Source organism: Corynebacterium lujinxingii (assembly GCF_014490555.1).
Classification (GTDB): domain Bacteria; phylum Actinomycetota; class Actinomycetes; order Mycobacteriales; family Mycobacteriaceae; genus Corynebacterium; species Corynebacterium lujinxingii.
Window position 1 is genome coordinate 1976948 of the sequence record NZ_CP061032.1, and the last position, 13322, is coordinate 1990269.

A 13322-nucleotide genomic window follows, 5' to 3' on the forward strand; every position below is an offset into this window, starting at 1 on the left:
TTAGCGTGCGTAAACGTTGGTCTGTCCTGGCTATCCCGCTGCTGCTTGCCCCCTACGCGCAGGCGGAAGATTTGAGTGCGGATGCGTTGTCATCGTTGTCGTCGGTGGGGTCGTCGACACGCGAAGTTGTGCGCGACGCATCCTCTCTGTCGTCCATGCCGGAGTTGTCGTCGCAGGTGCTCGACGGCGTCGCAGGCGAGGTGATCGGCGCGCTCGACGACATACAGCGCGTCCCCGGCTCCAACGGCAGGCGCATCCGCTACACCTCCACCAACGAGCGCGGCGAGAAAGTGCCGGTCACCGGCGCGTTTTACAAGAAGCGTTTCGCGAAAGGTGTCATCGCACTCGCCCCGGGCACGCGTGGTCTCGGCGACCAGTGTGCGCCGTCAGCTGGCGCGTCGATGCTGCTGCGGATCGAGGACGACACGATCAACGTCAACTACGAGGCACCGATCGTGCAAATGCTTCTCGACGAGGGCTACTCCGTCGTGGTCACCGACTACATCGGACTCGGCACCGAGGGCCTGCACACGTACCTGAACAGGGTTGATCAGGGGCACGCGCTTATCGACGCCGCCCGCGCCGTAGCAAAACCCGGCGAAAAAGTCGGCTTCTGGGGCTACTCCCAAGGCGGCGGGGCCGCAGCCGCCGCAGCCGAACTTGTCGACGACTACGCCCCCGAACTCAACGTCATGGGCACCTTCTCCGGCGCTCCCCCAGCCGACCCGCTGGCGGTGCTGGAGCAGGGCACAACTGCACTGCTCACCCCAGTCGCCGGGTTCGCCGCGGCGAGCTACATGGAGAGCTACCCCGAGTACCGCGAGGCGATGAACGAGCACCTCACCGACGACGGAAAGGAATGGCTCGAGGGGCTGAAAACATCGTGCGTTGTGGATGCGTCGCGTAACGCGCCGGGCGATTTTAGTGCGTTGTTTGTTTCCGGCGAATCGTTTGCTGAGGTGGTGCACTCCGACGAGCGACTGGGCAAGTACCTGGAGCTGAACAAGGTGGGCAAAGTTGCTCCGTCGGCGCCGATCATGGTGATGACGAACCCTGACGACGACCTCGTTCCCGAGCCGCAGGCCACCCAACTCGCGGCCGATTACTGCGCGTTGGGCGCCGATGTGGAGTACCGCCGCGCGGTTATTCCCGGTTCGCCTACGCAACCACTGTCGTCCGGATCGTCGGTGCTGACGGTTCGAGCTCCCGGCTCCGGTCACGCAGCGCCGTTGCTGCTGCAGACAGGGAAGGTCATCGATTGGATGGATGACCGCTTCGCGGCGAAGCCCATGAAACGGGTGTGCCCCTCCGACTACCCCGACTACGAGGTGGTGGAGGGGCTCAACGCGGTGGAGATTACCGTTCTTGTCCTCGGCATTCTCGCTGCTGTGGGGGCTCTTTACCCCCACATCCAGCCGTACCTTTAGACCGGTTCCGGCCCCTCACCCCTCTCAGGGGTTTCCGGCTCGGTATCGCGCTCGTCCGGGAACTCGGAGGCTTCGGTCTCCGGCTCGGCGGCCTTCGGCGCGATGTCGCGGACTTCTTCTTCCGGCTCGACGTCGAAAGCCTCAGTCGGCAGCGGGCGCGGGCGCGGGGTGAACGTGAACGTTGCGTCCGGCGCGGCCTTGCCGCGGTCCTTGCGCGCCGTTTCGACGTCGCCGTCCCAGCCCTCGACGTCCACGGTGATGATCTCGCCGGCGCCAATCTCGCCAAAGAGGATCTTCTCCGAGAGCACGTCCTCGATCTCGCGCTGAATCGTGCGACGCAGCGGACGGGCACCCAGCACCGGGTCGAAACCGCGGACCGCGAGCAGGTTCTTCGCGTTTTCGGTCAACTCGATGCCCATGTCCTGCGCGGCCAGGTTCTTGTCCACGCGGGAGATAAGCAGGTCCACCATCTGCACGATCTCGTCTTGGCTGAGCTGCTTGAACACCACGATCTCGTCGATACGGTTCAGGAACTCAGGGCGGAAGTGCTTCTTCAGCTCGTCGTTGACCTTGCCCTTCATGCGCTCGTACTGCGCCTCGGCGTCCGTGGCGGTATCGCCCGTGAAGCCCAGGCCAACCGGCTTGGAGATGTCCGAAGTACCCAGGTTGGAGGTGAAAATCAGCACCGTATTCTTGAAGTCCACGTTGCGGCCCTGGCCGTCGGTGACGTGGCCTTCCTCCAGCACCTGGAGCAGGGTGTTGTAAATCTCCTTGTGGGCCTTCTCGATCTCGTCGAAAAGCACGACGCTAAACGGCTTACGGCGCACCTTCTCGGTGAGCTGGCCGCCCTCCTCGTAGCCGACGTATCCCGGAGGGGCACCGAACAGGCGGGAGGCGGTGAAGCGGTCGTGGAACTCGCCCATGTCCACCTGGATCAGGGAGTCGTCGTCGCCGAAGAGGAACTCCGCGAGCGCCTTCGACAGCTCGGTCTTACCAACACCGGACGGGCCGGCGAAGATGAAGGAACCGGACGGACGGTTCGGGTCCTTCAGGCCTGCACGCGTGCGGCGGATGGAACGGGAGACCGCCTTGACGGCCTCGTCCTGGCCGATGATGCGTTTGTGCAGCTCGGTTTCCATATTGAGCAGACGGTTCGACTCGCTCTCGGTGAGCTTGAACACCGGGATGCCCGTCCAGTGGGCGAGCACATCCGCGATCTGCTCCTCGCCGACCTCGGCAATGTCCTCGAGGTCGTCCGAGCGCCACTTCTTCTCTTTATCCGCCCGCTCCTCGGTGAGCTTGCGCTCGGTCTCGCGCAGGCTCGCGGCCTTCTCGAAGTCCTGGGCATCGATCGCCGCTTCCTTTTCCTTGCGCACCTCGGCGATGCGGTCGTCGACCTCGCGCAGGGAATCCGGGGCGGTCATGCGCTTGATGCGCAGGCGCGCGCCGGCCTCATCGAGCAGGTCGACGGCCTTATCCGGCAGGAAACGGTCGTTGATGTAGCGGTCCGACAGCGCCGCCGCGGCCTTGAGCGCGTCGTCGGTGTAGGACACGCGGTGGTGTGCCTCGTAGCGGTCGCGAAGCCCCTTGAGGATCTTGACAGTGTCCTCGAGCGACGGCTCGTCGACCTGCACCGGCTGGAAGCGACGCTCGAGTGCCGCGTCCTTTTCAATGTGCTTGCGGTACTCATCGAGCGTGGTCGCACCGATGGTCTGGAGCTCGCCGCGAGCCAGCTTCGGCTTCAGCAGCGAGGCAGCGTCGATGGCGCCTTCGGCGGCACCTGCGCCGACGAGGGTATGGATCTCGTCGATGAACAGGATGATGTCGCCGCGCTGGTTGATCTCCTTGAGCACCTTCTTCAGGCGCTCCTCGAAGTCGCCGCGGTAACGGGAACCGGCCACCAGCGAGCCCAAGTCCAGCGAGTAGACCTGCTTGTCCTTCAGGGTCTCCGGCACGTTGCCGTTGGCAATGTCGAGCGCCAGGCCCTCCACGACCGCGGTCTTACCCACGCCCGGCTCACCAATGAGTACCGGGTTGTTCTTGGTGCGGCGTGACAGCACCTGCATGACGCGCTCGATCTCCTTGTCGCGTCCGACAACCGGGTCGAGCTTGCCTTCCTTCGCAGCCGCGGTGAGGTTGCGGCCGAACTGGTCGAGCACCAGCGAGTTGGAACGCTCGCCGCCCTGCGGGCCGCCGCCTGAGCGGTTACCGCCGGCACCAGCGCCGGCGAAGCCCGGGTTGCCGCCCTGCGGGGACTCCGGGTTCTGGCCCTCGCCGCCCTCGTAACCGGACAGCAGCTGGATCACTTGCTGGCGCACACGCGGCAGATCCGCACCCAGCTTGATCAGCACCTGGGCTGCCACGCCGTCGCCCTCACGGATGAGGCCGAGCAGCAGGAACTCGGTGCCGATGTACTTGTGGCCCATCTGCAGACCCTCACGCAGGGAAAGCTCGAGGACCTTCTTGGCACGCGGGGTAAACGGGATGTGGCCGGTCACCGGCTGGGTGCCGTGACCGATGATGTCGATGACCTCGCGGCGCACATCCTCGAGGTTGATGCCCATGGACTCGAGGGCCTTCGCAGCGACACCCTCGCCTTCCTTAATCAGGCCGAGCAGGATGTGCTCGGTGCCCATGTAGTTGTGATTGAGCGCGCGCGCTTCCTCCTGCGCCAGGACGATGACGCGACGGGCCCGGTCGGTAAACCGCTCGAACATGTGGCTGACCCCTTCTCTTGCTAAAAATCGTTGTCCACAACCATAACGCCGGGGCGCGACATCACTTCCAGCGTTTTGGGGTGCGGGGGCGTGGGGTCGTCGATAAGCACTGCTCAGAGGGGATGTTCACCCTTAGCGAACAGGCAGAAAGTACACGTTTTCATGCAGCTTGCAGCCCGGATTAAACGGGTGGCCGCACGAGGGGCACGAAGCGCCGTACTCGGCGTAAGTCATGCGGTGCCCACACGCGCCGCACATGATCGAGCGCGCACGCTTATCGACGCCCACAAACCGGTGATCCGCCAACTCGTCGTGGCACAGCGAACAGGCCCACAACTTGTTACACGCCCCGCACGTGTTGGCGACGACATCGACCTCCGAATGCCAGTGCGCGCACCGGCCCTGCGGGTCGACGTCGACGCCGTGGATCACAGCAGGTCCTTCAGCACCGGATCCGCAAGCGCGAGCACGGCCTCGCGCGCTTCGGCGGCGGTGCGGGCGTCCAGGGCCTCTTCCGCCATCTTTTGGCAGGTTTCTAAATCATGCAGTGCCAGGGCGGCGCGCACCGCGTTGACCTTGCCCGGAGCCATGGACAGCGACTTCACGCCAAGGCCCACGAGCACGAGCGCCGCTGCTGGGTCGCCGCCGGCCTCGCCGCACACGCCGATGGGTTTGTTCGTAGTTTTACCGCCGCGGCAGGTCTCACGAATCATGGCGAGCACCGCCGGCTGCCACGGCGACAGCAGCGCCGCCAGCTCGCCTTCCATGCGGTCGGCCGCCATCGTGTACTGGGACAGGTCGTTGGTGCCGATGGAGGCGAAGTCGACCTGCTCAAGTAGGTGCGTGGCGCGGATCGCGGCGGCCGGGGTTTCCACCATGATGCCGACCTGCTTCAAGCCGGCCGCGCGGGCACGCTCGGCGAACCACTGCGCCTCCTCCACGGTGGCGACCATCGGCGCCATGACCCACAATTCGGCTTCCGGCACGTTGGCAGCGGCGTTGGCCAGGGCCTGCAGCTGGGTATCCAGCAGGTCCTCGCGCGCCTGGGAAAGACGCAGGCCACGACGACCAAGCGCCGGGTTTTCCTCCTCGCCGAGGTCCGCGAACGACAGCGGCTTGTCCGCGCCAGCGTCCAGAGTGCGCACTACGACGCGGCGGTCGCCGAAGGCCTGCAGCGCCTTGGTGTAGGTCTCCGTCTGCTCCTCCAAGCCCGGCGCGGAGTCGCGGTCGAGGAAGAGGAACTCGGAGCGGAACAGGCCGGAGCCTTCCAGGTCGTGGCCTGCGGCCTTCACGGCATCGTCTGCGGTGCCGATGTTGGCTAGCAGTTTCACGCCGTACCCGTCGCGGGTCTGACCTGCGCCGGCGGAGCCTTCCAACGCGGCTGCGCGACGTCGGGAGCGCTCGTCGAGATCCGCCACGTCTTCGTCGGTCGGGGCCACAATCACTTGGCCGGTGGAGCCGTCGATGGCGAGGCGTGGTTCGTCGACAATTGCGTTGGAAACGCCTTTGACCTGCACTGCGGCGGGGATGCCGAGCTGGGCGGCGAGAATCGCCGTGTGCGAGGTCGCGCCGCCGGCTTCGGTGACAATGCCGAGCACCATCTCCGGATCCAGCGTCGCCGTCTCGGCCGGCGCGAGGTCGTGCGCAACGAGGATGGACGGCTCGTCGAGTGCGGGCACACCCGGTTCCGGCAGGTTGCGCAGGCGGGCGGTGGCGCGATCGCGGATGTCGTACAGGTCGGTGACGCGCTCGGCCATGTAGCCGCCGAGTTTGCGGAGTTTGCCCGCGTAGAGCTCGACGGCGTCGTGGACTGCCTTGGTCACGCCGGCGCCCTTCTTCAGCTCCTTGTCCACCCCGCGGATCAGGCCTCTATCTGTGGCCAGGTTCGCAGTCGCAAGCAGGACATCCTTTGACGCCTTCGAGTTCGCGTGCTCGGCGCGGTTGCTTAGCGACGACGCCACCTCGCCCAGCACATCTCGCACCCGCTGCCCGTCGGCCTCCGGGTCCGCTGACGCGGGCTCGTACTGGTCGATGCCCACCGCCGGTGTCACCACCGCGACAGGGCCGGATGCGGTGCCAGCGGATACACCAATGCCGTGAAGAACTACGCGCTCAGTCATGCCCCGAGCCTACTCGCCGCACGCTAGTAGTAGTCAGGCAGCGTCCACACCGGCGGCTGATCGAGCTGGCCGTCGGTGGTGATCGTGCCGTCGCCGTGGACGGTAAACGAGTTGGAACCGGACGCGCAGCGCAGCGTCTCCTCGTCCGGGTAGGAACACGAGTTCTCGTTGATCGTGATGGATTCGCCCGGATCGATGCTGCCCTGCGACGGACCGACGCCTTCGAACACGGTGAAGTGCATGCCGTCCTCACCGGCGTAAATCGCGTCCGCCTTGCGCGGCGGCAGCGGCACAGCGGTGACCATCGGCGCGTCGTCTGGTGTTACACCCTGGCAGGTCGCGCCGTGCGGGGAGATCGCACACGTGCCGGAGAAATCCCCGACGTCGTAGGTGAACACGCTCATCCCGGCGCGCTCATAGTTGGCGGGATTGACCGGGGTATCCGACTTGCGGGTCGTCGGCGGAGTGCTGGACGACTCGGTGGTTTCCTTCTCCGAGGTCGTCTCTTCCGGGGTGATTTCCTTGGCCGTCGTTTCCTTGATTTTGGTGAACTCCGGCGAGCTCGGCTCGGCCACGTCGCTGCCCGCGCAACCGGCAAGCGTGCCGACGACCGCAAGCGCCGCCAGCGTCTTCATGCTCTGTTTCATCAATTCCCGATCTAGCACAGCGGGAGCTGCGCGCGCATCTTGTCGGCGTTCTTCCCGTTGACCAGCAGCAGGTAGTTCGCCTTGTCGCCCTCCGGCGCGACGAAGTAAGCGGGCAGGTCCTGGTCTTCGAGCTGCGTTGAGGAGAACTCGCAGTTGTCGTTGCCGAAGCGCTCCACCTTGTCGCTTGCCGGGATCACCGCGTCGCGGGCCTGGGCATTTTCGAACTTGGTGATGCTGATGCCAGCGTCCGGGCTCGCGCAGCGGATCTTGCTCTGCGCATCGCCTTCCGCCTCCGCGGTGCGGCAGGTCAGGTTGTCGAAGCCACGGCCGCCCTCTTCGTCGGAGACGACGTCTGGAAACGCCTGGGCGATCTCGGCCTCGGTGTCGCCCCACGGCTCAGTCGAGGTGTTCTGCCAGTACCAGTAGCCACCCGCGCCGGCACCCGCGAGCAATAGGACACCGGCGGCGACCCATGGCCACACCGGTTTCTTTTTCTTCGCCGGAGCCGGCTGCTGGTAGTCGTCGTACTGCACGGCCGGCATGCCCGGGTCGGTGTCCGGGAAGTGCTGCTGTGGCATTTGGGTGGTGTCCCACTCCTGCGGCTGCGGGGCGGGTGTCGGGTTGATCAGCGTCTTCAGGTACTCGGTGGCGGAGCCGGTCTGCTCGAGCAGGGCCTCGTCGACAGGCTGCCCAGTCAGCTCGGCGACGACGTCCGCGAACTGGCGGCGCAGTACGCTGTCGGACACCGAGTTACCAGCGGCAGTGGGACCGACCAGGGCAACCTTCACCGGCGGGAACACACCGGCAGGCTGCACGAGCAGCGTGTCGGTGTTGATGGAGCGGCCGAGGAAGCCGGCGCGCCCGTTGGCGATGTACTTGTCCACGGCTTCCGCCACTGGCCCGACGAGGTTCGCCGCCTCTTGGATCGGAAAGGGGCTGCCCCAGGTCACGCGGCCGTCGATAAGCGAGCGCAACGGCTGGCCCTGCGCGGGCTCGCGCAGCACATACAGGGTGCCGGAATCAGTCACCCCGCAGTCCTCAACGTTGAACACGGCCTGGTCCTGCAGCCACGACAACGACTGGGCGATCTGTGCGATGTGCTCGCTGGCGCCGTCAGCAACCGGCTCGTTGAACACCTCCACCTCGCGCACCGTCGTGCCCCACGTGTTCGACGCGGACAGCAGCGTGGAGGTCGCCGTCGTCCCGGTCTCGGCGGTCTCGGTCAGCGCGTACTTGTCGTGCAGGAGTTGGGAGAGTTGGGGGTCAGCCATGGTCTACCGTTGGTCTTTCCTAGAGGGCGTCAAAGAAATCGTCGAAGGAAGGCAGGCTCTTCTCAAAGTCTAAGACACGTGCTTGGCCGCCCTCGATTGCGACGAACACAGTCGCACCGGTACTCGTTCCGTTACCGTTTAGCACCGGCACGTAGTAGACGTCGTCGATGCCCTCCGAGTTCAACGTGCGGTAGTAGTCCTCTTCAGAGAAACTCGTCATCGCACGTGCAAGTTCCTTGTAGTCGAGCGCCTCGCCCGCCTTCGGGTCAGAGGCACCAAGGTAGTTGTCAACGCCCGAGAAACCATCGTTGACGTCCAGTGCCTTCAGTAGATCAGCCCGTGAGTCACCGGAAGCGTTGTCGATCAGCCAGCGCTCGGTCTCCTCGTTGGTGCGCAGGCCGACGAACTCGTTGACCACCTTCTCCGCCTTGCCTGCGCCGCGGTCGCCGCCGAACAGGGAAAACAGACCGAAGATCAGCAGCATCGCCAGTGCGGTGACGATCGCGGTGCCGGCGATGACGCCCTTGGAGGAGCGGGCGATCTCCGACTTGGCGTTCTGCACCGCCGGGTTCAGGCGCTCCTGGGCCTGCTTGGAGTAGTTGGAGAAAGACTCGCGGCCCTTGACAAAGGCGCTCTCGCCTTGGGGCGCGGGCTGGCTTTGGACGCCGCCGCCGAGGTTCGCGTTGGACAGGTCGCGCAGAGCGGCGATGTTGATATCGGGCGCGTTGTCGTCGTCAAGCTTCTGGTCGTAGAGCGAACGACGCTGCGGATCGCCGAGGATGTTGCGCGCGATCTGGAGTTCCTCCATGCCGCCCGGGTTCGTCGCAACGCCGGAGTTGATGCGCTCATCCAGCTCGCCAGCGATGGTGGCCGGGTCTTTCGCACGGTCGAGGCCGAGCGATTCGTAGAGGTTGTAGTGAGCCATGTCCTGGAAAGTCCCTCTCTATCTCTCTCATGGATAGGTGGTGCGAAGTTGTTAATATCATGCCAAAGTCTCTGGGGGAACGCTGGACTAGCCCCAGGCATTGGCCGTAAAAGGAGTAGGAAAAATGACCGCACCGGGCAACGGAAGCTACAACTGGGGAGGAACGACCGCAGTCAACGCGACCGCACCCCAACCAAAGCGCAAGGGCGGCCTGCCAGGGCTGGTGAAGATTCTGCTCGCGATCGTCGCCGTCGTCATCGTTGCCCTGGCCAGTGTGTGGTTCCTGCAAAAGCAGCGCCCGGCGCAGAACGGCCCGCTCGGCTGGGACGACGCAACGCTGGCGTCCAAGCTCGACGCCGGCAAGCTGCAGGACTGCGACCTGGGCGACGACTTCTACGAGTCTGTCGGCCTGCGCGACATCGTGTTCAAGCAGGGCGCCTGCGAAGGCAAGGCCAAAGACGCTGAGGGCAACGAGTTCCCCGTGCGCATCCACACGGAAGGTGGCCCGAACGGCGACGTTGCGGCCGCTGGCGACGAGGCGCTCGTCGGCTGGAAGCAGTCCGCCGACCCTACCGGCCACATCCCGGCAACACTGCACGACGTCACAAGCTCCGGCGATGGCATGCGCTGCCAGATGGCAGGCAACAAGCCGATTCTGGGCAACTTCTGGCTCGCTTCGGACGGCCCCTGCGAGGCGCTGTACCCGGTGGCGCGCCAGATAACCAACCTGCAGACGCAGTACGACTGGTCACGCACCGACCACAGCCTGTTCGACTTCTCCAGCCCGGACTACCTCGAGGTCAACCCGGCCACACCGAAGGTGGAGACCGACCTGTACAAGCAGGCGAAGGAAGCCGCGCTGCCGCTCGGCGAGACGTTCGAGGTCGACGACAGCGACTACAACGGCTCCACCTTCACCATCACCGGCGGCGACGTCGACTACGCGCAGAACTCAAAGGTCTGCGTCGACGGCACCTTCACGCTCGGCCAAAAGGCGAAGGAGTACACCTACGGCTTCAACATGCCGAGAACCCCCATCGCGCTGTTCCCCAACGGCCAGCGCGTCCCGCTTTACGACGAAGACCACCGCACCTACACCCTCAAAGAGGGCGAGTCCCAAGACCTGCGCCTGTGCGGCAACGACTTCGACGCCGACATGGAAAGCAACTCGTTTGCCGTACTGGTCGAGGACGACCGCGACCAGTACGTGTGGGTGGTCGAAAACGCCGGCAGCGAAAACGCTTAGGCCTCGACGGGCTGCTTGACCTCGAGCACCGCGTCGCCGGCGGCGACGGTGCCGTCGGCGACGTCTGAGACACCGCCGAGCTTCTTGGAGTTGACCACCGTAGTGATCACGGTGGTGTTCACGCCCTTGGCGGCAATCGCCGGGAAGTCCACCTCGGCGAGCGCCTCTCCCGCACGGACCTCCTGCTTCTTCTCCACCAGCGGGGTAAATCCCTCGCCGGCGAGTTTCACGGTGTCGATGCCGATGTGCACCAGCAGCTCCACGCCATCGGCAGTCTTGATGCCGTAGGCGTGGCCGGTCTTGGCCACCGAAATCACCTTGCCGTCAGCCGGTGCCACCACAGTGGTCTTCGCGTTCGCCGGCACCACACCCACTGCCTGGCCGAGGGCGCCGGAGGCGAAGGCGTCGTCATCAAGCGCCTCCATCGCCACAACCTCGCCAGCGACGGGTGCGAGTACCGTGCTTTGCGACGACTCCCCTGCCACCGCGACCGGCTCCTCTTCCTCCTCGGCGTTGTCCTCACGAGCCGCTGCCGCGCGGGCGAGGGCGTCAGCCTTCTCCTCCGGGGTGCGGTAGTCGGTGATGAGGATGATGAAGAAGGAGGTCAAAAACGCCACGGTGATGGCGACCATGTAGACCCAACGCGGGTCGAAGACGAACATCGTCGGTATCGAGGTGAACACGAACGCGTGCGTCTTCACGCCGCCGAACGGGGTGCCCAGGATCGCGATGGTCAGGCCACCGGTGAAGCAGCCGACCAGCATGCGCGGGTAGATCTTCTTGTAGCGCAGGTGGATGCCGTAGAGCGACGGCTCGGAAATGCCGCCGGCCAGGCCCGCAGCGAGCGCGGAACCGGAGGTCTGGCGCATGAGCGGGTCGTGGTCGCGGATGGAGATCGCAAGCACTGCGGCGGTGGCGCCGAAGCAGGCGAAGTTCCACGCACCCATCGGGCCCTGGATGAAGTCGTAGCCGAGCGTGTCAATGTTGACCAGCATGAGCGCGTTGAGCGGCCAGTGCAGGCCGAGCGGCACTAGGAACGGGTACAGCATCGGGATGAGGACGGCGAAGATGAACGGGGCGTTGCCGTTCATCCAGGCCAGACCGGTGCCGATCCACGCGCCGAGCAGGTAGCCGAACGGGCCGATGAGAAACGCGGTGACCGGAATCATGACCAACATGGTCAAAAACGGCACGAAGACCATGTGCACCGCGGACGGGATGACCTTCTGCAGCCCCTTGTATACCACCGCCGCAACCGCGGCCATGATCAGCGGGACGAACACGTTGCCGTCGTAGACGTTGTGGATCATCGGCAGGCCGAAGACGTCGATGACGTCGGTAGGCTCGCCGAAGAGTTCGACCACGCGCGCCTCCGGGTGATCGACAAGCGTGAGAAATTTCGGGGTGAACAGCGCGAGCATGATCGCCGTGGGCACCCACGGGTCGATGTCGAGTTTCTTGCCCGCGTTATACGCCACCGCGACCGGCAGGAAGAAGAACACGGAGCTCCACATCGCGTCGACGAACTGCCAGCCCGGGCTCTTCACCTCGGCGCGGAAGTCCACCAGTTCGAACGCGTCGAGCACCGCGGCGAACGCGATGATCAGCGATGCGCCGAGCAGCACGCCCAGGATCGGGCGGAACGAGTCCGACAGGTACTCAAAAAACGCGTCCAACCAAGGGACCTTGCCCTTGGCTTTGTCGCGCTGCTGGGCCTTCAAGTCCTCGTTGGACACGTCGCGGTTCGCTAGTTCCGGCAGGCGGTTCATCGCGTTGTACACGGTGGCCACATCGCCGCCGACGATCACCTGGTAGTGGCTGCCGCCCTGCGGGACGGCACCCATCACCTTCGGATTCGACTCGAGGCGGTCTTTATCGGCCAGGGAAGCGTCGTGAAGTTCGAAGCGCAAGCGGGTCGCGCAGTGCGTCATTGAGACGATGTTGTCGGCCCCGCCGATGCCGGCGAGGATGTCGGCGGCCTGATCGCTAAGGCTCGCCTTGGTGGTTGCCATGCTGGTGCTCCTTTCAACCACAATGGTTGGTCGCACCAAAGGTTAGTTTGTTATAACCACCAGACACAATTAGCAGGGGTCGACGTATTCCCCACTGTTGTTCAGCAACCGCGCGTTGCCGCCGTAATTCGCCTTCGCCGCACACAGCGCATCCGTGTCGTGGCCAAAGTCCATGTAAATCGGATAGATGTTTTTACCGTCAACCTGCTTGCGCAATGATGCGCACTGTCCGGGGTAGGTGAATTCCGCATTGCCGTCCCCCAAGTAGGCAACGCCGAAAGCGATTTGCGAATGCGTTTGCCCGACATCTCCCTCGTCAATGACGGAATCGAGGATAAGGATCCCTCGACCATCGCACGACGGAGCTGAAATTTGTCGCGTAAACCCTTCAAGATTGGCTTCAACAATGACACCGTCGCTATCACGCTTGACTCCCGAGTTCGGGTCTTTCGTCTTCGTCGTAGACGGTGCAGCCTGAGTCGACTGCTTATGCGGCGGCTCCTGGCCGGGACCGTACACGCCGCAGCGCTTCACTTTGTCGGCGAACTCCTCGGGCACACCGAGCTCTTCAAGCTTGCCTGGGTTGTAGCACTCCGACTGCAGCCCCATGCCATCCCACACACCATCGGAAGGGATTGATTCCCAATGCTTGCCGTTCCACTTCACCAGCGAACTGACGTCACTTTGTGGCACACCCGGATGTCCGAACCCGCCGGCGCACTCGCCGAAGAATTGGTAATCCTCGAACCCCGGCGAGGCCTGCAGCGCCTCGTCGGAGCAGTCAGGCGGCGAGTCCTTGGACTCCGTGGTCGTCTCCTCCTCAGACGTTTCAGACGTTGACGTCGTCGTGGTCGGCGCGAGGCTCACGGCCGGTTCGGCGAGATCCTCTTCGGTCTCGGTTGAACACCCCGCGAGGGAGGTGGCGAGTAGCGCCGCCACAAGGAGAAAACGTCGCAT

At 64.7% G+C, this 13322-nt stretch carries 10 protein-coding genes; 2 read left to right on the forward strand and 8 right to left on the reverse strand.

The window, feature by feature from the left end; translation table 11 throughout:
• Positions 1–5: 5 nt before the first annotated feature.
• Positions 6–1427: a lipase family protein gene (locus tag IAU68_RS09850; protein WP_171193712.1), complete on the forward strand. Its 1422-nt coding sequence runs from the start codon at positions 6–8 to the stop codon at positions 1425–1427.
• Here IAU68_RS09850 and IAU68_RS09855 read toward each other — a convergent pair.
• The 6 genes from IAU68_RS09855 to IAU68_RS09880 all read right to left on the reverse strand — a co-directional run bounded on the left by IAU68_RS09855 (position 1424) and on the right by IAU68_RS09880 (position 9107).
• The gene (locus IAU68_RS09855) at positions 1424–4144 is read right to left on the reverse strand and encodes an ATP-dependent Clp protease ATP-binding subunit (RefSeq protein ID WP_231699023.1); all 2721 of its coding nucleotides are present in this window, start codon (positions 4142–4144) and stop codon (positions 1424–1426) included. The genes IAU68_RS09850 and IAU68_RS09855 overlap by 4 nt on opposite strands.
• Before the next feature lie 132 nt (positions 4145–4276).
• The gene (locus IAU68_RS09860) at positions 4277–4576 is read right to left on the reverse strand and encodes a CHY zinc finger protein (protein ID WP_328700689.1); all 300 of its coding nucleotides are present in this window, start codon (positions 4574–4576) and stop codon (positions 4277–4279) included.
• A complete protein-coding gene (ptsP, locus tag IAU68_RS09865) occupies positions 4573–6264 on the reverse strand; it encodes a phosphoenolpyruvate--protein phosphotransferase (protein WP_171193713.1) in 1692 nt (563 codons plus the stop codon). The genes IAU68_RS09860 and ptsP overlap by 4 nt, the downstream gene beginning before the upstream one ends.
• Positions 6265–6287: 23 nt before the next feature.
• The gene (locus tag IAU68_RS09870) at positions 6288–6911 is read right to left on the reverse strand and encodes a hypothetical protein (RefSeq protein ID WP_171193714.1); all 624 of its coding nucleotides are present in this window, start codon (positions 6909–6911) and stop codon (positions 6288–6290) included.
• An 11-nt stretch (positions 6912–6922) separates the two neighbouring features.
• Complete coding sequence (locus IAU68_RS09875) at positions 6923–8182, reverse strand: protein kinase family protein (protein WP_171193715.1); 1260 nt, start codon at positions 8180–8182, stop codon at positions 6923–6925.
• A 19-nt stretch (positions 8183–8201) separates the two neighbouring features.
• Positions 8202–9107: a hypothetical protein gene (locus IAU68_RS09880; protein WP_171193716.1), complete on the reverse strand. Its 906-nt coding sequence runs from the start codon at positions 9105–9107 to the stop codon at positions 8202–8204.
• A 124-nt stretch (positions 9108–9231) separates the two neighbouring features.
• On the opposite strand from IAU68_RS09880, the gene IAU68_RS09885 reads away from it, so the two are divergent.
• Positions 9232–10353, forward strand: coding sequence for a hypothetical protein (locus tag IAU68_RS09885; protein WP_171193717.1), 1122 nt, complete (start codon positions 9232–9234; stop codon positions 10351–10353).
• Here IAU68_RS09885 and IAU68_RS09890 read toward each other — a convergent pair.
• Both IAU68_RS09890 and IAU68_RS09895 read right to left on the reverse strand, forming a co-directional pair.
• Entirely contained in the window at positions 10350–12365 is a 2016-nt protein-coding gene (locus tag IAU68_RS09890) for a glucose PTS transporter subunit IIA (protein ID WP_171193718.1), read from the reverse strand. The genes IAU68_RS09885 and IAU68_RS09890 overlap by 4 nt on opposite strands.
• 69 nt (positions 12366–12434) lie before the next feature.
• The gene (locus IAU68_RS09895) at positions 12435–13322 is read right to left on the reverse strand and encodes a hypothetical protein (RefSeq protein ID WP_171193719.1); all 888 of its coding nucleotides are present in this window, start codon (positions 13320–13322) and stop codon (positions 12435–12437) included.